The organism is Kluyvera sichuanensis (assembly GCF_014218705.1).
Taxonomy (GTDB): domain Bacteria; phylum Pseudomonadota; class Gammaproteobacteria; order Enterobacterales; family Enterobacteriaceae; genus Kluyvera; species Kluyvera sichuanensis.
In genome coordinates, this window is record NZ_JABBJF010000006.1 from 187,042 (window position 1) to 210,844 (window position 23,803).

The following is a 23,803-nucleotide window of genomic DNA, read 5'->3' on the forward strand; positions in this document are numbered from 1 at the left end:
GGAACCATTTATGACGCAAACCGTATTAGTCACCGGGGCCGCCTCTGGCCTCGGCAACGTGATTGCCGCCCACCTGCTGGCCGAGGGCTTTCAGGTGGTGCTGACCGACGTTGACGCTGCCCGTGCCGCCGATGCGGCGGCAAAGCTGGATAACGGCGAAGGCAAGGTGTTGGCACTGGGGCTGGATATTCGCCAGCCGGAAGCCTTCGACCAGGCGCTGACGGCGACCATCGAACGCTTTGGCAGCCTGCAGGTGCTGGTCAATAACGCCGCGCTGACGCTCGCCACCCCGGTGATGGAGATTAGCGCCGAAGAGTTTGACCAGGTGATTTCCACCAACCTGCGCGGCACCTTTGTCGGCTGTCAGACGATGGGGCGCTATTTTGCCCGCCGCGGCTATGGCCGCATCATCAATCTGGCGTCGCTCGCCGGGCAGAACGGCGGCACCGCCTCCGGGGCGCACTATGCGGCGTCAAAAGGCGGCATTCTGACGCTGACTAAAGTCTTTGCCCGTGAGCTGGCGAAATCCGGCGTGACGGTTAACGCCATCGCTCCGGGGCCGATGGACCTGCCGACGGTGCACGCGCTGGTGCCGGAAGAGAAGATGCCCGGCCTGCTACAGATGATCCCGGTAGGTGAGCTTGGCGACGCGGCGTTTGTCGCACAGGCCGTCGCGCTGCTGGCTTCCCAAACCTCGTCGTTTGTCACCGGGGCCACCTGGGACATTAACGGCGGGCTGTTTATGCGTTAAGGAGGCATCAATGCTGACATTACAGGTTATCCGCCGCGAGTTGCAGGGCGAGGTGGTGCTGCTGACGCTGGCTCAGGCTGACGGTGCGGCGCTGCCCGCGTTCACCGCCGGGGCGCATATCGACTTGCATCTGGGCGACGATCTGGTGCGACCGTACTCGCTGTGCGGCGATCCGTGCGAGCGCCATCACTACCAGCTTGGCGTGCTGAAAGACAGCCAGTCCAAAGGCGGCTCACTTGCCGTTCACCGGCTACAGGAAGGCGATGAGATTCAGGTCAGCGAACCGCGCAACCTGTTTGCGCTGGATGAAAAGGCCAGCCACAGCCTGCTTATTGGCGGCGGTATCGGTATTACGCCGATGCTGGCGATGGCAGCGGAGCTGCTGGCGGCCGGGCGTTCTTTCAGCCTGCATTACTGTGCGCGAAGCCGCGCCCAGGCCGCGTTTGTCGCCCAGTTGACGGCGTCGTCTTACGCCCCGCAGGTGCATCTGCACTTCAGCGATGAACAGCGAATCAACATTGATGCAGTGCTGTGCGACGTGCCTGCTGGCACCCATGTCTACGTCTGCGGCCCGACGCGGCTGATGGATGCGGTGAGCGAGCAGGCCACCGCGCAGGGCTATGCGCCGGAGCAGATCCACCAGGAGTGCTTTAGCGCCGAGGTGGACACCGGTGGCCAGCCGTTTGAAGTGGTGGCAGCCGCCAGCGGCATCACCGTTCAGGTGGCGGCAAACCAGACCATCGTTGAAGCGCTGGCGCTGGCGGGGCTGAAGGTCTGCGTCTCCTGCAAACAGGGGATCTGCGGCAGTTGCCTGACCGACGTGCTGGAAGGTGAGCCGGATCATCGTGACCACTATCTGACCGACGAAGAGAAGGCCGATGGCGATCAGATCCTGCTGTGTTGCTCCCGGGCGAAAAGCGCCCGTCTGATAATCGATCTTTGAGGATCTTCTCTATGACTCTGCAAACCGAGTTTCGTAACGCCATGGCGCAGTTGGGTAGCGCGGTATCGGTGATCACCACCGACGGCCCGGCGGGCAAATTTGGCTTTACCGCCTCTGCCGTCTGTAGCGTGACCGACCAGCCGCCGACGCTGCTGGTGTGCATGAACCGCAACTCTTTTGCCCACGCGCACTTCAAACAAAACGGCGCGCTGTGCGTCAACGTGCTGTCGAGCGACCACCAGACGCTGTCCGGCATTTTTGCCAACGCCAGCCTGCGCTCCGAAGAGCGTTTCTGTCACGACAGCTGGCAGGTGATGGCCAGCGGTGCACCGGTACTCAGTTCGGCGGTAGCGAGCTTTGACTGCCTGATTGATGACTGCCACGAAGTGGGCAGCCACTCGGTCTTTTACTGCCGGGTGCAGGCGATTCGCATCAGCGAGCAGCCGCGCGGGCTGGTCTATTTCAACCGCCGCTACCACACGGTTGGCTGCGACGTGGAAGCCTAAAGACAAAAGGGGAATGCCGGATGAGCAATGTCGTTTCTGAAACTGCCGTCACATCAACAATCGTCCGCCAGGACGCGCAGCAGATGCGCAAGCTGGTGATCGCGTCGGTACTGGGTAATGCGCTGGAATGGTATGACTTCTTTCTCTACGGCACCGCTGCGGCGCTGGTGTTTGGCCCGCTGTTCTTCCCGGTCGGCGGCGACCCGCTGCAGGGCACGCTGCTGGCGTTTTCCGGCTTTGCGGTCGGCTTTCTGGCGCGCCCGCTCGGCGGCATTCTGTTCGGCCATATCGGCGACCGCTATAGCCGCAAGATGACGCTTATTATGACCCTGACGCTGATGGGGGCGACGACCTTTATTATCGGCCTGCTGCCGACCTATGCGCAGATAGGCATTTGGGCACCGCTGTCGCTGATCATCCTGCGTCTCTTACAGGGCGTGGCTTCCGGCGGCGAGTGGGGCGGTGGCGTACTGATGCTGAGCGAAAATGCCCCGGCGGCCCGTCGCGGTTTCTATACCGCGTGGAGCCAGATGGGCGTCTCCGGTGGATTTGTACTCTCGGCCTTCGCTTTTTACCTCGTCCAACAGCTGCCAGAGCGCGATTTTCTGAGCTGGGGCTGGCGCGTGCCGTTCTTGCTGAGCATCGTCATCTTCCTGGTGGGCGTCTATATCCGCAAAAACATTCGCGAGAGCAAAGCCTTCACCCAGGCGAAGCCGGAAGACAAGCACGAAAAGATCCCGCTGCTGGTGCTGGTGCGTGAGCACCCGAAAGCGCTGCTGCAGGCGATTGCGCTGCGGCTGCCGGAAAACGGGGCGTCCTATATTTTCTTCACCTTCTCGGTGGTCTACGCCAAGCACATTGGCATCGGCACCGGGGAGATCATCAGCGCGGTGACGCTGGCGATGCTGATTGAATTCTTCTCGATCCTCTTCTGGGGCGCGCTGTCGGACAAGATTGGCCTGAAACCCGTTTACTACATCGGTGTGATTGGCCTGCTGGTGATGGCGTTCCCGTTCTTCTGGCTGCTCTCCACCGGCAACTACGGCGCGGTAATGCTGGCAATGTTCCTCGGCCTGCCGGTGTGCCACGGCGCGATGATCGGCACCCAGCCGTGCATCATGAGCGATCTCTTCCCGGTGCGGGTGCGCTATTCCGGGCTGGCGCTGGGCCACGAAGTGGGATCGATCTTCTCCGGCGGCCTCGGCCCGATGCTGGCGGTGGCGCTGCTGATGGCGTTCGATGCCTCCTGGCCGGTTTCCTTACTGTTGATCGGCTATGCGCTGCTGGCGTGGATTGCCCTGCGAAGCCTGCCGTCAAACCCAACACACTCTACAAAGGCTGGAGCAACGGATGTTAACGATTGAATCACTGACCTGCTGGCTGGTGGATATCCCCACCATTCGCCCACACAAGCTGTCGATGGCCACCATGGGCTGTCAGACCCTGACCATCGTGCGCATGCAGTGCGCCCAGGGCGTGGTCGGCTGGGGGGAGGCCACTACTATCGGCGGGCTGAGCTACGGCGCGGAAAGCCCGGAAGCCATCAGGTCGGCCATTGAAACCTACCTGTCGCCGCTGCTGTGCGGCCAGACCTTCAGCGGTGTGGCGGCACTGGCCGACAAAATGAACGCCAGCGTGAAGGGGAACACTTTTGCCAAATCGGCGCTGGAAACCGCATTCCTGGATGCCCAGGGCAAGCTGCTGGGGCTGCCGGTGAGCGCGCTGCTTGGCGGGGCGATAACCGACCGTCTGCCGGTGCTGTGGACGCTGGCAAGCGGCGACACCGATAAAGACATCGACGAAGGCAAACGGCTGCTGGCGGAAGGGCTGCACGACACCTTCAAGCTGAAAATTGGTGCCCGGGAGCTAAAAACCGATATTCGCCACGCGCTGGCGATTAAAGCGGCGCTGGGGCCGGAGGTCAGCGTTCGAGTTGACGTTAACCAGGCGTGGGATTTCACCACCGCGGTGAAAGGCATGAGTCAGTTGCAGGAGGGCGGTATCGATCTCGTTGAGCAGCCAACCCCGCTATGGGATCGGCAGGGGCTGATTGCCCTGAGCCAGCGCTTTGAGGTCCCCATTCTCGCTGATGAAGCGGTGGCAACCAGCCATGACGGCTACGCGCTGGCGCACGGCGGCTTTAGCGGCGCCTATGCGCTGAAGATTGCCAAAGCAGGTGGCCCGGCGCAGGCCCTGAAGCTGGCGCACGTCGCTCAGGCGGCGGGCGTGGCGCTGTACGGCGGCACCATGCTGGAAGGCTCGCTCGGCACGGTAGCCTCGCTTCACGCCTGGTCCACCGTACGGATGCAGTGGGGCACCGAGATGTTCGGCCCGCTGCTGCTGAAAGATGACATCGTGGTTACCCCGCTCGACTTCCGCCAGGGGCAGGTTGTGCTGCCGCAGGGGCCGGGGCTGGGCGTGGAGATTGACCTCGACAAACTGCGTTATTACGCCCGCCACTAAAAGGACATCCCAATGCTGTTCAAAGTTGAAATGACCGTCAATATCCCGCCGACGCTGCCGAAAGCCGAGGCCGACGAGATCAAGGCCAAAGAGAAAGCCTACTCCCAGCAGCTTCAGCGCGAAGGGAAATGGCTGCATATCTGGCGCGTCGCCGGGCTGTACGCCAACGTCAGTATTTTTGATGTGGCCGATAACCAGCAGCTTCACGAGCTCTTAACCGCGCTGCCGCTCTATCCCTATATGGAGATCAGCGTGCAGCCGTTATGCCGACACCCGTCGGCCATTGATTAAAACAACAAACCTTACCCTACGAAGAGGAATACGCAATGTCCGTTAATCCCGCAAAACAGACCGAACTGGAATCCTTACTGGCCATCAGCAGCGGCCTGAACGCCGAGCAGGGCAATGAGCGCTTTAAGGCGATCATGCATCAGGTGCTGAGCGACCTGTGCCAGACTATCCGCAAATTTGATATCACCGACGAAGAGTTCTGGCTGGCGGTGAACTACCTGAACGAACTGGGCGAGCGCAAAGAAGCGGCGCTGCTGGCGGCTGGGTTAGGGCTGGAGCACTATCTGGATATGCGCGCCGATGAAAAAGAGGCCGCCGCCGGTAACGATGTGGGCACGCCGCGCACCATCGAAGGGCCGCTGTACGTCGCGGGCGCACCGCTGAGCAAGCAGTTTGCCCGCATGGACGACGGCAGCGAGCAGGGCGAGCCGATGTGGCTGCACGGGCAGGTGACCGACCTTGAAGGTAACCCGGTGGCGGGCGCGATTGTCGATATCTGGCATGCCAACACGCTGGGTGGCTATTCGTTCTTCGACCAGTCGCAGAGCGAATACCACCTGCGCCGCCGTGTGGAAACCGGCGCTGACGGGCGCTACGCGGTGCAGAGCATTGTGCCTTGCGGCTATGGCTGCCCGCCGGATGGCCCAACCCAGAAACTGCTGGATCAGTTAGGCCGTCACGGTAATCGTCCTGCCCACGTGCACTTCTTTGTGTCCGCGCCGGGTTATAAGCATCTGACCACGCAAATCAACCTCAACGGCGATGCTTACCTGTGGGACGACTTTGCCTTCGCCACCCGCGAAGAGCTGATTGCCGACCCGGTGAAAATCACCGATGAAGCGCTTTCTCAGGAACGTAAAATCAACCAGCCACATACCGAAGTGAGCTTTAACTTTGCGCTGGTGGCGTCCGCTGAGACCAGCGAAGAGAGCCGCATTAAGCGTGCGCGGGTGATGGAGTGATTTGAGGCGCGGTGCCGCCCCGGCGGCGCTGCGCTTGGCCGGGCTACAATCGTTCGTAGCCCGGGCGAGCGAATGCGACCCCGGGACTGCGTCTTACTTCGCCGCCAGCGCCTCTTTTATCCAGCCATCAAACGTCTGCTGGTGAGCCTTAATCCACCCGTCGACGTGGCTCTGAATATCCTCCGGCGTTGATTTCCCGGTATGCATCAGCTGGTTCTGGGCGTTCACGTCCGCCAGCGGCAGTTTCGCCACCGCAAACAGCTTCGCCGCCGCCGGGTTCTTCGCCGCCCATTCTTTATTGGCAACGATGTACTCGTTGTTTACCGCAAAGCCGTAATTCTTGCCGTTCGGCAATTCGGTATTCAAATCCTTAAGCGTGCCCGGATTCGCCGAGAACGGCACGGTCAGCCACACCACATCTTTGCCGGGTTTGAGCTCGTCGCTTACCCAGTAAGGCGTCCAGGTCCAGTAGAGCACCGGTTTGCCAGCCTTATAGCGGGAGAGGGTGTCGGCAATAATCGCCGAATAGTTGCCCTGATTTTGCGTCACCGTCTTATCAAGTCCGTAGGCTTTAATTTGGGTATCAATCACCGACCCGCACACCCAGCCGGGGTTACAGCCCGCTAAATCCGCTTTGCCGTCACCGTTGGCATCAAATAGCTGCGCGAGCTTAGGGTCTTTCAGCTGTGAAATATCGGTAATATGGTATTTATCAGCGGTTTTTTTATCGATCAAATAGCCTTGCGCTGCGCCGCTAATATAGGTGCCCTGACGGTAGAACTTTTTATCACCACCGCTGGCGTGGTACATATCCTGCTGCAGCGGCATCCAGTTTACCGCCATGTAGGTGGCATCCCCGGCGGCAATAGAGGTGTAGGCGACGTTGTACTCCACCTCTTCGATAGGCGCGACGGTATAGCCGAGCTGCGTCAGCGCGCGGTTGATAATCTCAGTTTGAAACGTCTCTTCCGGTAGGGGGCTTTGCACCGGGTGCACGGTCACGCCCTTACCGGGCAGGTCGGCGGCAAAAAGGGTAGATGAGGTAAAGAGTGCTGCCAGCGTAAGGACGCTTTTTGTGGTGGTTTGCATAATCATGACCTTATTATTTTCGCGTGTTAAGCCAGAAATGACAGGTTATTCCCGCTTGGATAAAAGGTGGAAATAAAGGCAGGTGAGACGGTTATATTCTCCATAAAATTAACATTAATAACTTTACCCTAACATATTGGTCCGGGCTGGCAATGCGTAATATCCGCAGAACGGCCGTTTTATTGCCTTTTTGGGCTAAGGTTAATCTTAAAAATAATCTGATGACGATCGCGGATTCGGCTGAAATAAGCGGTGAATACGAAGAATGAGGGATGCCTGAAAAACGTCACTGACGCTAGAGTCAGTAGACTAACCTTTTCCGCTGGTACGCTGGCGAATCAGGCCGTAGAAGGAGGTATGGCGAGGCACTCGCGATACCGATCGTTGCTCACAGGATGTGAGGTCTGAAGATGAAAACCATTCATGTAGTCTGCCTGGCGCTTGCCGCCTTAACCTTATCATCCCCGCTTTTGGCGCAAACGGGTACTTCCTCAGGTAAAATTCACTTTGTCGGCAAGATTGTTGAAGGCGGCTGTAATGTGGTTCCCCAGGCACAAATCATGCAGGTGAACTGCTATCGCGATGGAAAAAACCAGCTCCATCAGATCACCCTTCCTGCCGCGGGAAATGCACCGATTATGCAGACCTATGGCACGGTGAGTCAGAGAACGTTATCAGCTCACCCAGAACTGCGGGAAGTAACCATTAGCTATTTTTAAGTGATATCTCATCATCGCCTTTCCTCCCATCCGAAGCAGAGGCGCGCTACGCATCTCTGATGGTCATCTTTTTGTCCATCAGAGATAGTACCTGACTAAATTAGTAAGCCACCGTCAAGTAAAAATATCTTTTGCGATGAAGAACCTGCTGACATTTTTATAAATGAAAAGTGCATGTTTATTTACGCTTATTTAGTCATGATTTGGTGTGTTTTCCACTATAAATATAATAAATATTATCTACCGCTGAAATGCTATTTAACCCTCCTGGTGAAATACTCCCTATGTGGTATTAATACACAAAATTAACATAGTGCAGTGGTGTTAATGTCCATTTTAAACAATCGGTTATATCATTGCTTTCAAGTGAAGCACTCATTCTTCGAAAAATAACTGTCCACTATCGGAAAAAAACGGCGTTGTAAACCAATAGTCCTATTGTGGATAATCGCCGCCATCAGGTTCGGACGATCTGACGACAAAATATTATTTATAGCGATTGCTGCGAGAAAAATTGCCCAGTTCAATAATAACTTTGCAGACTATTTAATTTATTAAATGGGAACGTTCCCCTATTTTGTCTTAAACATCAGGGAAATATTAATTTTGACAACCCAAAGGCAATGAAAATGAAAAATTTAGCGGTTAAAGGACTGACACTGGCATTAATGATGGTGGGTGGTTCGGCAATGGCGATGGGCGGCTCCAGCGATGCGACCGGCCCAGATACCGTATCCGGTGGTTCCGTTCACTTTACCGGCTCGGTGGTGAACGCGGCCTGTGCCGTCGCACAAGACTCGGTCAACAAAACCGTTGATATGGGGCAGGTACGTCTGGCGGCATTTGGTGATACCCCGGCGGCGGGCACAGCGGCAAACCAGAAAACCCCGTTTAGCATCACGCTGACCGACTGCGACACCCAGGTGTCCACCGAGGCAACCGTGACCTTTAACGGTGCTGCGGCGAAAGACAACGCTGGTGTACTGGACAACATGGCCGGTGCGGGCGGCGCACAGGGTATCGGCGTGCAGATTTATGACACCGACGGCACCGCGCTGGATCTGGGTAAAGCGTCCAAAGCCGCCACCCTGATTGATGGCGATAACGTCATGAGCTTCTCTGCAGACTACATCACCACTGCAAGCACGTTGACCGCCGGTAACGTCGACGCAACGGCGACCTTCAACGTTACCTACCAGTAACGTTTCAGGGATGGTTAACGCCACGGACGGCAATTTTGTGAAGAGGAGACGGGATGAAGCTATCGCAATTGAGTGTGACGCTGTTGCTGAACGGCCTGATGCCGCTAGCCTGGGCCGGTAATCACCACGTGGTCACCGTTCCCGGTGGCGACGTGCACTTCACCGGCGCAGTGGTGGAAGCGGCCTGCGCGGTAGATACCAATAGCGATGCGCAGACGGTGGACATGGGGCAGGTACGCTCCAGCCTGTTTGGCGGCACCGGCAGCTGGGGCAGCCCGCAGCCGTTTACCATCGTGCTTAAGGAGTGTGACACCGCCATCAGCCAACAGGTTGGCGTGGCGTTTAACGGCGTTACCGACGAGAAGGATCCTACGGTGCTGGCGGTGAGCAGCGGAGCGGGCAGTGCGGCCCATGTGGGCATCGGCATCTTTGATAGCAGCGGCAATGTGATTATCCCCAATACGGCGCCGCAGCTTTTTACCACGCTGAAAGATGACACCAATGTACTGAACTTTGTCGCCAAATATCGGGCAACTGCGGAGAACGTTTCGCCTGGCGAAGCGGATGCACAAACCTGGTTCACGCTGACCTACATGTAACTATTCCGCTGCAGCGGGTGTATTTAATTAAAAGGTAACTCATGTCTATTTTTTCCCGAACCGGCCTATGGGCGACGGTGTTGACGTTAGCCAGCCTGCCGTTATTCTCGCCGCTTGCCCAGGCGGCCGACTATGGCGGTATTGCGCTTGGCGCAACGCGGGTTATTTATCCTCAGGGTAGCGAGCAGATTTCACTGTCGGTCAATAATACCGATAGCCAGGGCGTATTTTTAATTCAGTCATGGGTGGAAAACGCCGACAGTAAAAAGAGCAGTGATTTTGTGGTAACGCCGCCGTTGTTTGTAATTAAGCCGAAAAAAGAAAATACCCTGCGAGTGATGTATATCGGCCAGGAGGCGTCGTTGCCTAAAGACCGTGAAAGTCTTTACTGGATGAACGTGAAAGCCATTCCGGCCGCCAGTAAAGAGGCACAAAATAAAAATACGCTACAAATTGCCGTTCTCAACCGCATCAAACTGTTTGTACGCCCGAAAGGGCTGACGATGCCGTCAGCCGATGCGCCAGCACAACTGCGTTTTCATCAGGCAGGCTCGCAGTTGACGATTAAAAACCCCACGCCGTACTACGTGACCCTGGTGGAGCTGACTGAAGGCGCCGCCGCACTTCCGGCCACGATGGTTCCACCATTAGGGCAGAGCAGCCTCGCCGTGCCGTCAACTGCACACGGTGAGATCACTTTCCAGACGGTGAATGATTACGGCGCGAATACGCCGAAACAACATGCGGTTATGGAATAACCCGCGGGACAGGTCGGCGAAATAATGACACTTCGTAACTGCTATGCCGCTCAGGCAATCGCACGGGCTTTGCGTTGTCCAAAGTACGGCTTCACCGTTATTTTGCCGGCAGCGCTCAGCGCTATTCCCTATATGGCCTGCGCAGATAACTATTTTAACCCGGCGTTTCTTTCCGGTGATAATTCAGCGGTAGCGGACCTGTCGCGTTTTGAAAATAGCAATGGACAGGCTCCGGGGAAATATCGGGTTGATATTTATCTCAACCAACAGTTTATTTCCAGCGAAGATGTCGATTTTAAAGCGGATAAGAAAAGTCAGGATGATACCGGGCTATCGCCGTGCTTTACCCTGACGCGTCTTGAAGCCATGGGGCTTAACCCGAACGCCTTCCCGGCGCTCAAAGCGCTGCCTGCCGACCAGTGCGTCCCATTTGCCGCCATTCCTGACGGCAGCACCCGTTTTGATTTTGAACACCAGAAGCTCGATATCAGCATTCCACAGGCCGGGATGAAGCAGAGCGCGCGTGGCTATATTCCACCGGAGCAGTGGGATCAGGGGATTAACGCCATGACCCTGAACTATGACTTTTCCGGCAGTAACAGCGGCGGCACCAGCAGCCAGGACAGCTATTACCTGAACTTACAAAGCGGTTTGAACCTCGGGGCCTGGCGTCTGCGCGACTACTCCACCTGGAACTACAGCCACGGCGAAGGCAGCACGCAGAACGAATGGCAGCACATCAGCACCTACGTCGAACGGACGATCGTCCCGTTAAAGTCGGAGTTAACGTTAGGTGAAAGCTACACGCCGTCGGATGTATTTGATTCGCTGGGCTTTCGCGGCGCGCAAATCGCCTCCGATGACAATATGCTGCCCGACAGCCTCAAAGGCTTTGCGCCGACCGTGCGTGGTATTGCCCGCAGCAACGCCAAAGTCACCATCAAACAGAACGGCTACGTCATCTACCAGACCTACGTGTCGCCGGGGGCGTTTGCTATTAAGGATCTCTATCCCACTTCATCAAGCGGCGATTTGCAGGTGACGGTGCAGGAGACGGACGGCAGCGAAAATAGCTACACGGTACCCTATTCAGCGGTGCCGCTGCTCCAGCGTGAAGGGCGACTCAAGTACGCGCTGACCGCCGGGAAATACCGCAGCGGCAACGATCAGCAGGACGAAGTGGACTTTGCACAGGGGACGCTTATCTGGGGGTTGCCGAGGGGATTTACCGCCTACGGCGGCAGTCAGGCATCGGCGGATTATCGGGCGTTTGCGCTGGGTATTGGGCTCAATATGGGCGACCTTGGGGCGGTATCCACCGATATCACCCAAGCTAACAGTACGCTGGTGGACGGTAGCCAGCATGAAGGGCAGTCCGTGCGTTTTCTGTATGCTAAAGCGCTGAACTCGCTCGGTACCAACTTCCAACTGCTGGGCTATCGCTATTCGACGCAGGGTTTTTACACCCTTGATGAAACCACCTACCAGCATATGGACGGCTATACCGGTGAAGACGGTTTTCAGGATGATGACCACGACGGTAAGCAGGATAAGCCGCAGTGGACCGATTTCTACAACCTCTACTACACCAAAAAAGGCAAAGTGCAGATCAACGTTTCGCAGTCGGTAGGCGACAACGGTTCGCTGTTTATCACCGGCTCCGAGCAGAGTTATTGGCATACCGATGAAACCGACAAGCTTATCCAGATTGGCTATAACGGCAACTGGAACACTATCTCTTTCGGCCTGACGTGGAACTACGACCGCTCGCCGGGAGAGCGCGAGGCTGACCAGGTTTATGCCTTTAACGTCTCGCTGCCGATTGGCGAATGGCTCGCCGGGCGCGGTAACGCCGACGTCTACCATGCGGCGAACACGCTTAACGCCTCGTACAACATGAGTACCGACCGCCACGGCAAAACCTCACAGACCGCCGGGGTCAACGGCACGCTGCTTGCAGAGAATAACCTGAACTACAACGTGCAGGAGAGCTACGGCAACCATGGCACCGGCGATAGTGGCAACGCCAGCCTCAGCTATCAGGGCACTTACGGCAACCTGAAGGCCGGTTACAACTACAGCGACGGCTATCACCAGCGTAACTCCGGCATGAGCGGCGGCGTTGTGGCCCACCGCAACGGCGTCACCCTGAGCCAACCGCTGGGCGACACCAATATTCTGGTGAAAGCGCCAGGGGCGGCGGGCGTGGCGCTGGAGAACACCACCGGGGTTAAAACCGACTGGCGTGGTTATGCGGTGGTGCCGTATGCCACCACCTATCGACAGAACCGCGTGGCGCTGGACACCAACTCAATGGGGCAAAACGTCGATATCGACGATGCGGTGGTCAATGTGGTGCCCACGCAAGGGGCGATGGTGCGTGCGGAGTTTAACGCCCATATCGGCGCCCGCGTGCTGATGACCCTCAACCATCTGAATAAACCGGTGCCGTTTGGTTCTACGGTGACGGTCAACGACAGCCAGCAGAGCAGCCTGGTCGGCGATGATGGACAGGTTTATCTCTCCGGCCTGCCGCCATCCGGCACGCTGGTGGTGCAGTGGGGGGAAGGGGATGACAAACGCTGCTCGGTGGCCTACCAGCTCTCGACCGACCAAATGACCACCTTTAATCGGGTGGCGGAAATCTGTCATTAACGCTGCGGAAAATTCATGAAAATATTAATAAAAATGCTATTTAGTTTACTGTTGTTGAGCGCGGCCAGCACGGCGTTTGCCGGTTCGTCGGACAGCTGTTCCAATGCCACCGGGTCGACGCAGAACGAAAACTTTGATGTCACTACCGCGCTGACGGCAGATACCAACGTGGCCGGAAAAACCACGCAGGTCGTACGCTCCGGTGATATTCATATGAACGCGAACTGCCCGAAGGTGGCCTCCAACCGAAACAACTACACCTATCGCTCCTACGTCTCGAACTACCCGGTGGTGGAGACCTCGGGTAGCTGGAAATACCTCCAGCTCAACGATTACCTTGAAGGCGCGCTGCGGGTGACCGATGCGGTCGCCGGTGACGTTTACGCGCCGGCCAACTACGCCAAAATGGGGACGGATGGCTGCGTATCCAACGGCTGCAACTTCCCGGTGTCGGACTCCAACATCACGCTGCAGATAAAAATTGCCAAACCCTTTGTCGGCAACGTGACGATTCCGCAGACGCGCCTTTTCAACGTCTATATCAACCGCAGCAGCGGCGGGTCGTTCGGCACGCCGGTTTATACCATCTCGTTTAGCGGCTCGATCACCGTGCCGCAGAGCTGCGAAGTGAACGGCAACCAGGTGATTACCATCGACTTCGGCACGCTCTCCTCGGGGAACTTCAAAACTAAAGGACAAAAGCCTGCGGGCTTCACCCCGGTGAGCCGACAGGTGCCGGTGAAGTGCTCGGGCGGCGTGAGCGAAATGGCGAGTCTGAGCTTCCGATTTCAGGGGCAGGCTGACGTGAATGAACCGACGGCGATTGCTACCGACAACAGCGATATCGCGGTGCAGTTCACCGATATCCTCGGCAATGTGATCGTGCCCAACACCGGTACCATCCCATTCCAACTCCAGGACTACGTTGCGATGGTGCCGTTTACCGTCGCTCCCGTTAGCGCCACCGGCAAGAAGCCGCAGCAGGGAGTGTTCCATGCGCAGGCCTATATCGTGGTCGATTTTAACTAAGGGGCGGCAATGAACAACGGCAAACGGCAGTACTGGCTGGCGGTCATCGGATGGGCGCTGAGCGCGGCAACGGTTCAGGCGGCGAATAATGGCGTCGAAATCGACATGAGCGGCACGGTGGTGGCCTCCACCTGCGATGTGGAAACGGCTGACACCTTACAGACCATCTTTATTGGCAACTTTAGCAGCAACACCTTTCACACGGCGGGCGACGTATCGTCAACCGCCGATCTGGTTATCCGCCTGAAAAACTGTAGCAGCGGTATTTCCGGGGCGACGGTGATGTTCAGCGGCACGCCGGACGGTGACAACGGCAAGCTGCTGGCGCTTTCGGATACTGCCGGGAAAGGCAATATGGCCTCCGGCGTTGGCGTGGAGATCCTCGATGCCAATAAGAAAACGGTGGCGATTAACACCGCCAGCGACAGCCAGTCACTGCAGGAAGGGGATAACAACGCGCTGACGTTTTTCCTGCGCTATCAGGCGACGAAAATTCCGGTCACCGCCGGAAACGCCTCGTCGGTCATGTATTTCGATCTGAGCTACCAGTAATGAAAATAATCTTCACGCTGCTGCTGCTGGCTGCCGCCAGCGCGCAGGCGCACGACGGCACCGTCTACGTCAGCGGCTCCATTCAGGACAACACCTGCATCGTGTCACCGTCTTCTCAGGCGCAGACCGTGCCGCTGGGCGACATCGCCGCAAAGCAGTTCGCCACTAAAGGCAGTGGCTCGTCGCCGGTGGCTTTTATTATCGATCTGCAACAGTGCGGTGCCGCGGCAACCGGCGTTGATTTCACCTTTAGCGGGGCGGCTGACTCGGCGGATAAAACGCTGTTGGCGCTCGACAGCGGTAGCGATGCAGCGCAGGGGGTTGCGATTGAACTGCAAGACGCCGATCACGCCCGACTGCCGCTGAATCAGGCTTCATCTCGCTACGTGATTGACCCGACCCGTGCCGATAACGTCTTTATCTTCTACGCCCGCTATATGGCGACGACGAGCAGCGTGAGCAGCGGCACGGCAAATGCCACCGCGACCTTTACGCTGACCTGGCAATAGCGGGGGAGTGCACTATGAAATATGGCCTGTTTACCCTGCTGGCCTACGGCGTTTCCGCCCACGCGGGTGTTACCGTAGACGGTACCCGTTTTATCTTTGATGCCGACAAGCCGAGCATCACCTTCACGGTGAACAACACCGCTCAGCAGCGCTATCTGGTGCTGTCAAAGGTGCTGGATGCCAGGGGGCAGAGCGGCAATCAGGTGCCGTTTATCACCACGCCGCCGTTGTTTCCGCTGCTGCCGGGGCATAACAACATTGTACGCATTATGCGTACGGGCGGTGACCTGCCGGATGACCGTGAAAGCCTGTTCTGGCTGAGCGTGGCCAGCATTCCTGAAACCCAGAGCAAGCCGTCCGCAAACGCCTTACAGATAGCGATTCGTAGCCGGATGAAACTGTTTTTTCGCCCAGTGGGCCTGAAGGGGCGCGAAGAAGAGGCCTATCGCCAACTGGTGTGGAAAGTGCAGGGCAGCAAGACCCAGGTCAGCAACCCAACGCCTTATTACGTCACGCTGTTTAACCTGCGTGTTAACGGCAAGGCGGTGGAGAACGCTGGCATGGTAGCACCATTTGCCACCGAGTCGAGAAGCGCCTGCCCGACCAGCGGTCGCTGCGTGCTGCAATGGCAAACCATTAATGACTATGGGCGCGTGATGCCCGCACAGACGCAGATGCTAAGGTAGGCCAATGGCTGTCCAAAACAGGGACGTGAATAGGCGAAAGGCCTGGCCATTGGTCGCCATGCTGGCGTTGATTTATCTGCTGGTGATGCATCTGGTGATCGCCAATATGGGCGGCAGCGGCAGTGAACTCCCTACCTCGCTGTGGGTCTGGTTTTGCATGCTGCTTTTATTGGGCTGCGGCTGGCCCTGTTTTGTCCGCACCGCTATCGCCGTGGCTCCCGGTACCCGGCGCATTGTTGTGGGGGCGCTGCTGATGAGTCTGCCGCTGGCCTGGAGTCCTGAAGCGGGCTGGCGTCTTGATGCGCTGCCGCGTTTTGCCGGGCTGTGGGCGGGCGTGCTGCTGCTACTGTTGTTGACGCATGTGAGATTCAGCGCACGCCAGCGGCAAACGCTGCTGTATTTGTTGGTGATAGCCGGGCTGATTCAGGCGGTATACAGCCTGCTGGGACTGCATCTGCCTACCGTCCTCCCCGGGTTTGAACAACAGGTGCTTGCCGCCGCGCCGGGAAATATCAGTGTCTTTCAGCAGCGCAACGTTGCCGGGTCGTTTCTGGCCTGCGGCGGCGCGGTGGGGTTGTATAGTCTCGGTTCACCGTTTTTCTGCACTCGATATCCGCGAAGGGAGGCCGCGCGAATCGCTGCCATCAGCGTGGCGGTGATGGTGTTGTTCTGGGCGTTAACCGAGATTCCCTCGCGCATCGGCTGGCTAAGCGCGATTTGCGTTTACGTTGGGATGGTATGTCTGCATTGGCAGGCCTCCCCGACCTGGCGGCGCGGGCTTCTACTGGGTGCTCCGGCGGTGGGCGTGGTTATTGGCGCGAGCCTGATGTCGCTCTCGTTTAGCGAGGCGCTGGCGCAGCATGATGGTTCGACCCTTCAGCGGCTGATGATTTTACGCGAAACCCTACGCATGATTGCGCTGCACCCGTTCGCGGGTTGGGGCTACGGCAGCTACGTCTGGCACTTCAGCCATTTTATCGCCGATCGTGCGACGCCGATTGCCAATGGTTGCAGCATTATTCCCCACCCACACAATGAACTGCTCTACTGGTGGGTGGAAGGCGGACTGGTGGCGCTGATGGGGCTAATGCTGCTGGCGTGGGCCGGCATGACTCTTTTCTTCCGCACGACAAACCGTCAGATGCTGTCGCTGCTGTTCTGCCTGCTGCCGCTGTTGCTGCATACTCAAGTGGAATACCCGTTTTATCAGTCAGCAACGCACTGGCTGACGTTTATTATGCTGCTCAGCCTTGCCGCCGGAGAAGGCCCGCTCGTACGTGCGTTCAGCGGTCGCTGGTTGCCCTATTTTTCGGCGCTGGTGATGATTGCCGTTTGTGCTGGCGCATTTACGCTATTAGCGACCCTACGCCAGCAGTCGGTATTAACGGATTTTGAGCAGACGCCCGAAAAATATTATCGCCAGGTATTGGCGCTACGTGAAAGCGGGCTGGAGACGGCACGTTTCAGAAAAGACCGCGCGCTGGCGCTGATTGTGGAATATCAGCAAACCGGGAATCGACAGGCGCTATCGATGTATATATCACAGGCAACCCGCTGGCTTAATTTATGGGTTGATGCCGATATGTACAATAATGTGATCAATGTCGATTTTTTTATGGGTAACGCAATTGCCGGCAAAGCATTTAAATCGGAAGCGGAAAGAATATTTATTGATGATAATCGTTTTCAATAATTTCAGAAAGCGACCGGTAATTTATCCATAGCAATGAGCACACCGGATTTCATTTCGATATAATTTCCTTTTTTCAATTCTGCAAGTACGTCCATAATCCGGCTGCGCGATATTCTGGTCCGGCGTTGAATAAAAGAGGAAACTTTAATTTGCAGCCGAATATCTTCCGGGTAAAGCCAGAGTTCCATCAGCAGCGAACGAATTTTGCTATAGGCATCGTTGCCGACCAGTTCGCTGTCGCGCGCGCTCATCACCATGACGCGTTGGGCCAGAATACGGGAGATATCGTGCCATAAATTAAACTCATCGCACTTCTCAACAAACAGGTCTAACGGCACAATCCAGCCGGTGCAGTCGGTCTCTGCTCGAATATAGTGCTGTGGGCGCGCCTTAACATCATAATAAAGGCTATAGCCGTCAATAAGGCCCACGACGGTAGGGGCAAAAACGGTAGCCATATGCAGATCGATCTGGGCATGGCTTACGGAAAAGCAGCCGGTGGTCACCAGTAAAATAAACGCCGATTCACGATCGTTACTTAGTAACATTTTTGTCGACGCGTTTAGCGTAAATGCGGTGCCAAAAGGGGCCAGCACGTTGTGTAAATCCGTTATTGCCTTCAGCGGTTTAGTTTGCTGACTAAACTCAAAGGCGTGTAGCGGTCGGGACGAATCGTCTGATTGCGACATCTTTTATTTCTCAATGGATATTATGAAAAGAAGTATAGCATGCCGAAATCGGATGATATAGCTGATGTTAATGATTGTTCTTGATTTATTTTTGCGAATGAGACTAATCCTTTTCTGTTGTCCGAAATAGTATTATTGGCGACAGGTGAGCGGGTCCAATTATGGACATCGTGCTGTGTTGCAATAACATTTTATACTCATTAGCATTTTACGCTGGCTACTATTACCATGGAGTCGGCTAAATGGAGGTTGTCAGTTACAGCGACAATATTTTTCTTAATTTGGGTATGAAGTCGATATTGAACTTCAGCGCGGCGAGTCCTCGCCAGTACAAATTAAATAATGCGGTTCTCGACTACATCATTATCCTTAACGATCTGGATATTCGCCAGACGATCGACGCGCTTGGCGCAGAAGCAGCAAGGTTTCGACGAAAAAACGTCATGGTACTCACCGAGTCCATTTCGCCGTTGATTGTCGGTTATTTATTGCGCAAATGCCGCGGCCTGGTGGCGTATAGTATTAAAAATAATCACTGTGAGCTACTGATTGATGCGCAAAGCGATGAGTCGCGCGATGACATTGAACAGGCGCACTACTTTTCGCTGTCGGATAACGAACTGTTTATTCTGCTGTCGCTCAGTATGGGTATGAAGCCAGAATTATTAACGAAGATCACCGGGCGCTCGGAAAAACGCGTTAGCGCTATTAAGCGCGAGCTGATGAGTAAGTTAAATATTAAGAACAGTACTATTTTCTATGATGTTATCAGGGCGCTGTTTGTGCCCGTCAGGCAAAGCACAATACCTCCCCGGCACAAATCGTCGCCCGCCAAAGCCTGAAGCACTCCAGCGCTATTCAGCCCGTTTTACGCCCGCTATACTCAGCGCATTTGGGGAATAATTTTCCCGTATTGGGAGGTAACGTGGAACTGAATCGCATTGGCGATATTGCCGCCTTTATCGCGGCGGTTGACGCCGGAAGCTACACTCGTGCAACGGCAAGCGTCGGTTTATCGCGCTCGGCGATTGGTAAAAGTATCACCCGTCTTGAGGCCCAGCTAGGCGTGCGCCTGCTGAACCGCACTACGCGCCAGCTCAGCCTGACCGAAGAAGGCTGCATTATGTATGAGCGCTGCAAACGCATTCTGGAAGACCTTGAAGCGGTGGATGATGCCATGGCGCTGCGCCGGGAAAAACCGACCGGCACCCTGCGTTTGACCGCGCCGCTCTCACTGGGGCAGCGCCATATTCTGCCGGTTATTGACCGCTTTTTACGCGCCTGGCCCGCGCTACGCGCCGACGTGGTGTTTACCGACCGCTTTGTCGATCTGATTGACGAAGGGTTTGATATTGCTATTCGCATTGGCGAACCCCGAGGCGATTCGCGTATTCTGACCCGCACCATTGGCACCCAGCATATGGTCACCTGCGCGTCACCGGCGTACCTGGCCGCGCGCGGCACGCCGACGACGCCGCAGGCGCTGCGCCAGCACGATACCATTTTCTTTCGCAGCGCCGAGCGGCGTAGGAGCTGGCGCTACGCCACACCGGAGGGCGAATTTGTCTATGAAGGGCCGGGGCGTATTGATATCGATAGTTCAGAGGCGATGCTGTCGTCGGCGATTTCCGGCTTTGGCGTGATCCAGTTACCGGATTATCTGGCCGCCGACGCGATCGCCAAAGGAACGCTGGTGGCTATCCTCACTGAATTTAAGATCCCGCCGGATCCAGTGCGGATTATCTACCCCAGCAAACGCTACCTCTCGCCGCGTATTCGTGGTTTTGTCGATTTGATTGCCGAAGAGTGGCAAACGCTCGGCGTACCCTGGGAACGTGCTGGCCGCCTGTAGCCCTTTGGTTGTGCCTGGTGCGCCCCTGGTATGGGACGCACATTCCCCAATGTTTGTTTTAGTATGCGAATCATCGATGACCATCCCGGTCCTGTTATTTTCATTCTGGAGCAGACATGAAGGATTACCGTTTTCTAACACCCCTGACCTTGCCTAATGGCGTCGTACTGAAAAACCGCGTGGTGCTGCCGCCAATGACTGAGCAGATGTCTTTTGAAGACGGCTCGGTGACGGCGGAAGAGGTTCACTATATGCAGCAGCGTGCCGGTGGCGTGGGGCTGTTTATTACCCCGGTGGCCTATATCAACAAAGAGGGGAAAGGGTTTGAAGGCCAATTAGGCGTTGAAGACGATGGAAAAATCCCCGGGCTGGCAAAACTGGCGCAGGCGATTAAAGCGCGTGGGGCGAAAGCGATTCTGCAGATGTTTAGTGCCGGGCGGATGACCAACCAGTGGGTCACCCGTGGACGCCAACCGGTGAGCGCCAGCGCCGTTGCCGCGCCGCGCACCGGGGCGGAAGTCCCGCGTGAACTGACCGCCGACGAGGTGGTGAGCCTGATTAACGACTTTGCCGAGGCCACCCGCCGCGCCATTGAGGCCGGGTTTGACGGCATTGAGCTGCACGGCGCCAATACCTACCTGCTACAGCAGTTTGTCTCGCCGCACTCCAACCGTCGTACCGACCAATGGGGCGGCACGCTGGATAAACGCCTCGCGCTGCCGCTGGCGGTGATTGAGGCGGTGATGAAGGTGAAACAGCAGCACGCGAACGCCGATTTCATCGTGGGCTACCGTCTGTCGCCGGAAGAGATTGAGGAGCCGGGCATTACCCTCGATGACACCAAATATTTTGTCGGCAAATTACAGGATACGGCGCTCGACTATATCCACGTCTCGATGGGCTCCGTCTGGCGTCCTTCACTGCGCGATAAGCACAATACCGCGCCGATTATCACTCAGCTTAACGCGGTCAGCCCGCGTAAACCGATTATTGCTGTGGGTAATATCCGCACCCCGGCGCAGGCGGAAGAGGTGATGCAAAGCGGCATTGACCTGGTGGCGCTGGGCCATCAGTTGATCATTGAACCGAACTGGGTGGAAAAAGTGCAGGCGGGCGATGAAGAGGCGATCCGCTATCAGCTACATGCCGCCGATCTGGCGCTGCTCGGTATCGCACCGCCGTTCCTCGAATTTATTCGTGATATGCCGGGCTTCGATATTCAGGGGCTGAACGATGAGGCGCAGCGTCAGATTGATAACGTGACCTACCTGTAAACGTGCGGGTCACATCACTTCGGCGGCGGGCACGGCACCGCGCAGCGCCCCCGGCGAGTGGCCCACCACGCGCTTAAACGCTCGGCTAAAGGCGGCAACGGAACCGTAGCCCAGACGCAGGGCGACGGTTTCAATGGCCTGCTGCTCCTGGCCGATATACTGGATAGCCAGCCGCATTCGCAGCTCGCCGAGGTATTTTGCCGGCGTCGTGCCGGTCGCCGAGAGAAAGCGTTCGGCAAACACCGAGCGTGACGTGCCCGCCTCTTTGGCGAGGTCCGCCACGCTCCAGTTCACCCCCGGCTGCTGGTGCATGGCGTAAATAGCCCGGCTCAGGCGCGGGTCGCGCAGTACCTGGATCCAGCCGGTGGCTTTACCACAGCCGCTCTCCACCCAGCCGCGCACGATCAGCGCCGCCACCACATCAGCGAGGCGGGCGAGAATACCGGCAAAGCCTACCTGTCGGCCCAGTGATTCCCGCTCCATCGCCGCCAGCAGCGCCTGAATTTCCGGACGTTCTGACATCAGGCTGCTGACCATCATCACCTCTGGCATCGCTTTCACCAGCGGTTGCATGCCGCCCAATTCGAAATTCATACACCCGGTAAAGATAACCACGTTTTCGGCGTCCGGACAGGACGGACAGTGGATGTCATGCACCTGGCTGCAGATAGGTTCGCTGGGGAAATCGGTAATCGGCGTCACGATGGCCGACTCGTCAGAAAGCAGGGCATGCCCCTCGCCGTTAGGGATAAACACCGCATCGCCGCTCTTCAGGGTAAAGCGCGCGCCGCTTTGCATTCGTAATAAGGCTGGCCCGCGGCTGACAAAATGGAACTGCGCCTTGCCGGGTACATCGCCGAAGGAGACGCCAAACGGCGCACTGGCTTCGAAGCGGCGATAGTTCACGCCGGAGAGACGCATGCCGCGCAGCAGTTCGCTAATCATATCAGGGGCATTCAGGGTCATTTTCGCAACTCCGGACGAATTATCAATAAATGAAGATTATCCATCATAGATCGTCCCGACGGAACTTTCTATCCTTTGCGACAGCCATCACATTTTTATAACAGGAGATTCACCGATGAATGCATCCGTCGCAGAGCGCGGGGCCATCGCCCCCGCAAAACCCGCCTGGCGCGCCGTGTGGGCGCTAGGTCTGGGAGTGTTTGGGTTGATTACCGCCGAGTTTCTGCCCGCCAGTCTGCTGACCCCGATGGCGGCAAGCCTGGGCGTGACCGAAGGCGTGGCCGGGCAGACCGTGACCGCCACCGCGCTTGTCGCACTGGTGACCGGGCTGCTGATTACTTCCGCCACCAAAAGCCTCGACCGCCGCTGGGTGCTGATGTTCTTTACCCTGATGCAGATTGTCTCCAGCCTGCTGGTGGCCTTTGCGCCGTCGTTACAGGTGCTGCTGCTGGGGCGCCTGCTGCTCGGCGTGGCCATTGGCGGATTCTGGGCCATGTCGACCGCCACCACCATGCGGCTCGTGCCCGCCAGCGATGTGCCAAAAGCGCTGTCGATTATCTTTGCCGGGGTGTCGATTGCCACCGTCGTTGCGGCCCCGCTGGGCAGCTATCTGGGTAGCCTGATTGGCTGGCGTAATGTGTTTATTCTCTGCGTGGTACCGGGCGTGCTGGCGCTGCTTTGGCAGGTGTGGGTGCTACCGTCGATGCGCCCTGAAAACGGCGGTAGCCTGCGCACGCTGCTGCACGTGCTGCGCCGCCCCGGCATGATTGGCGGGCTGTTGGCGACCATCTTTATCTTTAGCGGTCACTTCGCTTTCTTTACTTACCTGCGCCCGTTCCTTGAAACGGTAGGCCGTGCCAGCGTGGAGACCATCTCGCTGATTCTGTTGGGCTTTGGTCTCGCTAACTTTATCGGCACGTCGATTGCCGGACATCTGCTGGCACGCAACCTGCGCCTGACGCTGGCGCTGGTGCCGTTCGGCATGGGCGTACTGGCGTTGCTGATGGTGGCCTTTGGACATCTGGCGTTGCTTGACGGTCTGCTGGTGACGCTGTGGGGCTTCGCCTTCGGGTTGGTGCCGGTTGGCTGGTCAACCTGGCTTGCCACAACCGTGCCGGACGAAGCGGAAAGTGCGGGCGGGCTGATGGTGGCGTCCATCCAGTTGGCTATTAGCGCAGGTGCGGCCGGGGGCGGTCTGGTGTTCGATCTAAATGGTGCCAGCGGTGTGTTTACCGTTAGCGGTGTGCTGCTGGTGGCGGCGATGGTGATGGTGTTTGCTGGGGTGCGGGTTAAGCCGGTGACGACGGAGTAGGAGGGCGGTAACCTTAATCTGAATGACATGTCGGTTTGGTGAAGGGTTCCGTTCACTTTACGTTGGGTAGAATATGAGGATTTTGTACCGGTGAACGTGTTAAGGGGGATAACCGCATCCCCCTTAACAATCCCCGCGGCCCCGCAGGGAAATCGGTGCTTCGCACTGCGCTCGCCTACGAACTCCAGCCTGCGGCACGGCGAAACTCGACGTCCTGTCTCGGTTCGCCTCAGTCCGCCATCCATGGCGTCCTGACCTTGTCTTCCATTCTCCGGCTCGCCGATTTCCAGCGGGGACTCATCG

At 57.1% G+C, this 23,803-nt stretch carries 24 protein-coding genes; 21 read left to right on the forward strand and 3 right to left on the reverse strand.

Annotated elements, in window-relative coordinates:
• The first annotated feature begins 10 nt into the window (after positions 1-10).
• The 7 genes from HII27_RS09710 to catA all read left to right on the forward strand — a co-directional run bounded on the left by HII27_RS09710 (position 11) and on the right by catA (position 5,916).
• The gene (locus tag HII27_RS09710; protein WP_185667700.1) at positions 11-751 is read left to right on the forward strand and encodes an SDR family NAD(P)-dependent oxidoreductase; all 741 of its coding nucleotides are present in this window, start codon (positions 11-13) and stop codon (positions 749-751) included.
• A gap of 10 nt (positions 752-761) precedes the next feature.
• Positions 762-1,694, forward strand: coding sequence for a PDR/VanB family oxidoreductase (locus HII27_RS09715; protein ID WP_185667701.1), 933 nt, complete (start codon positions 762-764; stop codon positions 1,692-1,694).
• Between the two features lie 11 nt (positions 1,695-1,705).
• On the forward strand, positions 1,706-2,200 hold the full coding sequence (locus HII27_RS09720; protein ID WP_185667702.1) for a flavin reductase: 495 nt from the start codon (positions 1,706-1,708) through the stop codon (positions 2,198-2,200).
• Between the two features lie 83 nt (positions 2,201-2,283).
• Positions 2,284-3,564, forward strand: a complete 1,281-nt coding sequence (locus HII27_RS09725) for an MFS transporter (protein WP_185667776.1) — start codon at positions 2,284-2,286, stop codon at positions 3,562-3,564.
• Positions 3,551-4,663, forward strand: coding sequence for a muconate/chloromuconate family cycloisomerase (locus tag HII27_RS09730; RefSeq protein ID WP_185667703.1), 1,113 nt, complete (start codon positions 3,551-3,553; stop codon positions 4,661-4,663). Before HII27_RS09725 ends, HII27_RS09730 begins: the two co-directional genes overlap by 14 nt.
• 12 nt (positions 4,664-4,675) lie before the next feature.
• Positions 4,676-4,954: a muconolactone Delta-isomerase gene (gene catC, locus HII27_RS09735; protein ID WP_185667704.1), complete on the forward strand. Its 279-nt coding sequence runs from the start codon at positions 4,676-4,678 to the stop codon at positions 4,952-4,954.
• Positions 4,955-4,989: 35 nt separating this feature from the next.
• On the forward strand, positions 4,990-5,916 hold the full coding sequence (catA, locus tag HII27_RS09740) for a catechol 1,2-dioxygenase (RefSeq protein WP_185667705.1): 927 nt from the start codon (positions 4,990-4,992) through the stop codon (positions 5,914-5,916).
• A gap of 93 nt (positions 5,917-6,009) precedes the next feature.
• On the opposite strand, the gene proX is transcribed toward catA, so the two are convergent.
• The gene (gene proX, locus HII27_RS09745) at positions 6,010-7,005 is read right to left on the reverse strand and encodes a glycine betaine/L-proline ABC transporter substrate-binding protein ProX (RefSeq protein WP_185667706.1); all 996 of its coding nucleotides are present in this window, start codon (positions 7,003-7,005) and stop codon (positions 6,010-6,012) included.
• A 410-nt stretch (positions 7,006-7,415) separates the two neighbouring features.
• Between proX and HII27_RS09750 the strand changes: the two genes are divergently transcribed.
• The 10 genes from HII27_RS09750 (at position 7,416) to HII27_RS09795 (ending at position 17,407) form a co-directional block, all read left to right on the forward strand.
• A complete protein-coding gene (locus tag HII27_RS09750; RefSeq protein ID WP_185667707.1) occupies positions 7,416-7,724 on the forward strand; it encodes a fimbrial protein in 309 nt (102 codons plus the stop codon).
• Positions 7,725-8,353: 629 nt separating this feature from the next.
• Complete coding sequence (locus tag HII27_RS09755; protein WP_396401355.1) at positions 8,354-8,926, forward strand: fimbrial protein; 573 nt, start codon at positions 8,354-8,356, stop codon at positions 8,924-8,926.
• Between the two features lie 53 nt (positions 8,927-8,979).
• Positions 8,980-9,525, forward strand: a complete 546-nt coding sequence (locus HII27_RS09760) for a fimbrial protein (RefSeq protein ID WP_185667709.1) — start codon at positions 8,980-8,982, stop codon at positions 9,523-9,525.
• Between the two features lie 41 nt (positions 9,526-9,566).
• Entirely contained in the window at positions 9,567-10,283 is a 717-nt protein-coding gene (locus HII27_RS09765) for a fimbria/pilus periplasmic chaperone (RefSeq protein ID WP_185667710.1), read from the forward strand.
• Between the two features lie 24 nt (positions 10,284-10,307).
• Entirely contained in the window at positions 10,308-12,938 is a 2,631-nt protein-coding gene (locus tag HII27_RS09770; protein ID WP_185667711.1) for a fimbrial biogenesis usher protein, read from the forward strand.
• 15 nt (positions 12,939-12,953) lie between these two features.
• Complete coding sequence (locus HII27_RS09775) at positions 12,954-13,967, forward strand: fimbrial protein (RefSeq protein ID WP_185667712.1); 1,014 nt, start codon at positions 12,954-12,956, stop codon at positions 13,965-13,967.
• A 9-nt stretch (positions 13,968-13,976) separates the two neighbouring features.
• Entirely contained in the window at positions 13,977-14,519 is a 543-nt protein-coding gene (locus HII27_RS09780; RefSeq protein ID WP_185667713.1) for a fimbrial protein, read from the forward strand.
• Entirely contained in the window at positions 14,519-15,028 is a 510-nt protein-coding gene (locus HII27_RS09785; protein ID WP_185667714.1) for a fimbrial protein, read from the forward strand. Before HII27_RS09780 ends, HII27_RS09785 begins: the two co-directional genes overlap by 1 nt.
• Before the next feature lie 14 nt (positions 15,029-15,042).
• Positions 15,043-15,714 carry a fimbrial biogenesis chaperone gene (locus HII27_RS09790; protein ID WP_185667715.1) on the forward strand — a complete coding sequence of 224 codons (672 nt, stop codon included), beginning with the start codon at positions 15,043-15,045 and terminating at the stop codon, positions 15,712-15,714.
• 4 nt (positions 15,715-15,718) lie between these two features.
• Complete coding sequence (locus HII27_RS09795) at positions 15,719-17,407, forward strand: PglL family O-oligosaccharyltransferase (RefSeq protein WP_185667716.1); 1,689 nt, start codon at positions 15,719-15,721, stop codon at positions 17,405-17,407.
• A gap of 2 nt (positions 17,408-17,409) precedes the next feature.
• Here the strand turns inward: HII27_RS09795 and HII27_RS09800 are convergent, their stop codons facing one another.
• Positions 17,410-18,096 carry a helix-turn-helix domain-containing protein gene (locus tag HII27_RS09800; RefSeq protein ID WP_185667717.1) on the reverse strand — a complete coding sequence of 229 codons (687 nt, stop codon included), beginning with the start codon at positions 18,094-18,096 and terminating at the stop codon, positions 17,410-17,412.
• A gap of 242 nt (positions 18,097-18,338) precedes the next feature.
• Here HII27_RS09800 and HII27_RS09805 point away from each other — a divergent pair, with 242 nt between their 5' ends.
• The 3 genes from HII27_RS09805 (at position 18,339) to HII27_RS09815 (ending at position 21,222) form a co-directional block, all read left to right on the forward strand.
• Positions 18,339-18,938: a helix-turn-helix domain-containing protein gene (locus tag HII27_RS09805; RefSeq protein WP_185667718.1), complete on the forward strand. Its 600-nt coding sequence runs from the start codon at positions 18,339-18,341 to the stop codon at positions 18,936-18,938.
• Positions 18,939-19,021: 83 nt separating this feature from the next.
• Positions 19,022-19,948 carry a LysR family transcriptional regulator gene (locus tag HII27_RS09810; protein ID WP_185667719.1) on the forward strand — a complete coding sequence of 309 codons (927 nt, stop codon included), beginning with the start codon at positions 19,022-19,024 and terminating at the stop codon, positions 19,946-19,948.
• A 116-nt stretch (positions 19,949-20,064) separates the two neighbouring features.
• Positions 20,065-21,222 carry an NADH-dependent flavin oxidoreductase gene (locus HII27_RS09815; protein ID WP_185667720.1) on the forward strand — a complete coding sequence of 386 codons (1,158 nt, stop codon included), beginning with the start codon at positions 20,065-20,067 and terminating at the stop codon, positions 21,220-21,222.
• A gap of 9 nt (positions 21,223-21,231) precedes the next feature.
• Here the strand turns inward: HII27_RS09815 and HII27_RS09820 are convergent, their stop codons facing one another.
• Positions 21,232-22,188: an AraC family transcriptional regulator gene (locus tag HII27_RS09820; protein WP_185667721.1), complete on the reverse strand. Its 957-nt coding sequence runs from the start codon at positions 22,186-22,188 to the stop codon at positions 21,232-21,234.
• A 115-nt stretch (positions 22,189-22,303) separates the two neighbouring features.
• Between HII27_RS09820 and HII27_RS09825 the strand changes: the two genes are divergently transcribed.
• Positions 22,304-23,500 (forward strand): MFS transporter, encoded by a 1,197-nt coding sequence (locus HII27_RS09825; RefSeq protein WP_185667722.1) that lies wholly within the window; start codon positions 22,304-22,306, stop codon positions 23,498-23,500.
• The last annotated feature ends 303 nt before the right edge of the window (positions 23,501-23,803 follow it).

Bases quoted from the DNA above. Each gene is read 5' to 3' on its own strand.
- HII27_RS09795 (WP_185667716.1), top strand. From the start codon at position 15,719: ATGGCTGTCCAAAACAGGGACGTGAATAGGCGAAAGGCCTGGCCATTG.
- HII27_RS09730 (WP_185667703.1), top strand. From the start codon at position 3,551: ATGTTAACGATTGAATCACTGACCTGCTGGCTGGTGGATATCCCCACC.
- HII27_RS09755 (WP_396401355.1), top strand. From the start codon at position 8,354: ATGAAAAATTTAGCGGTTAAAGGACTGACACTGGCATTAATGATGGTG.
- HII27_RS09765 (WP_185667710.1), top strand. From the start codon at position 9,567: ATGTCTATTTTTTCCCGAACCGGCCTATGGGCGACGGTGTTGACGTTA.
- HII27_RS09790 (WP_185667715.1), top strand. From the start codon at position 15,043: ATGAAATATGGCCTGTTTACCCTGCTGGCCTACGGCGTTTCCGCCCAC.
- HII27_RS09710 (WP_185667700.1), top strand. From the start codon at position 11: ATGACGCAAACCGTATTAGTCACCGGGGCCGCCTCTGGCCTCGGCAAC.
- catC (WP_185667704.1), top strand. From the start codon at position 4,676: ATGCTGTTCAAAGTTGAAATGACCGTCAATATCCCGCCGACGCTGCCG.
- catA (WP_185667705.1), top strand. From the start codon at position 4,990: ATGTCCGTTAATCCCGCAAAACAGACCGAACTGGAATCCTTACTGGCC.
- HII27_RS09770 (WP_185667711.1), top strand. From the start codon at position 10,308: ATGACACTTCGTAACTGCTATGCCGCTCAGGCAATCGCACGGGCTTTG.
- proX (WP_185667706.1), bottom strand. From the start codon at position 7,005: ATGCAAACCACCACAAAAAGCGTCCTTACGCTGGCAGCACTCTTTACC.
- HII27_RS09725 (WP_185667776.1), top strand. From the start codon at position 2,284: ATGCGCAAGCTGGTGATCGCGTCGGTACTGGGTAATGCGCTGGAATGG.
- HII27_RS09825 (WP_185667722.1), top strand. From the start codon at position 22,304: ATGAATGCATCCGTCGCAGAGCGCGGGGCCATCGCCCCCGCAAAACCC.
- HII27_RS09760 (WP_185667709.1), top strand. From the start codon at position 8,980: ATGAAGCTATCGCAATTGAGTGTGACGCTGTTGCTGAACGGCCTGATG.
- HII27_RS09800 (WP_185667717.1), bottom strand. From the start codon at position 18,096: ATGTCGCAATCAGACGATTCGTCCCGACCGCTACACGCCTTTGAGTTT.
- HII27_RS09715 (WP_185667701.1), top strand. From the start codon at position 762: ATGCTGACATTACAGGTTATCCGCCGCGAGTTGCAGGGCGAGGTGGTG.
- HII27_RS09820 (WP_185667721.1), bottom strand. From the start codon at position 22,188: ATGACCCTGAATGCCCCTGATATGATTAGCGAACTGCTGCGCGGCATG.
- HII27_RS09780 (WP_185667713.1), top strand. From the start codon at position 13,977: ATGAACAACGGCAAACGGCAGTACTGGCTGGCGGTCATCGGATGGGCG.
- HII27_RS09720 (WP_185667702.1), top strand. From the start codon at position 1,706: ATGACTCTGCAAACCGAGTTTCGTAACGCCATGGCGCAGTTGGGTAGC.
- HII27_RS09815 (WP_185667720.1), top strand. From the start codon at position 20,065: ATGAAGGATTACCGTTTTCTAACACCCCTGACCTTGCCTAATGGCGTC.
- HII27_RS09750 (WP_185667707.1), top strand. From the start codon at position 7,416: ATGAAAACCATTCATGTAGTCTGCCTGGCGCTTGCCGCCTTAACCTTA.
- HII27_RS09775 (WP_185667712.1), top strand. From the start codon at position 12,954: ATGAAAATATTAATAAAAATGCTATTTAGTTTACTGTTGTTGAGCGCG.
- HII27_RS09805 (WP_185667718.1), top strand. From the start codon at position 18,339: ATGGAGGTTGTCAGTTACAGCGACAATATTTTTCTTAATTTGGGTATG.
- HII27_RS09785 (WP_185667714.1), top strand. From the start codon at position 14,519: ATGAAAATAATCTTCACGCTGCTGCTGCTGGCTGCCGCCAGCGCGCAG.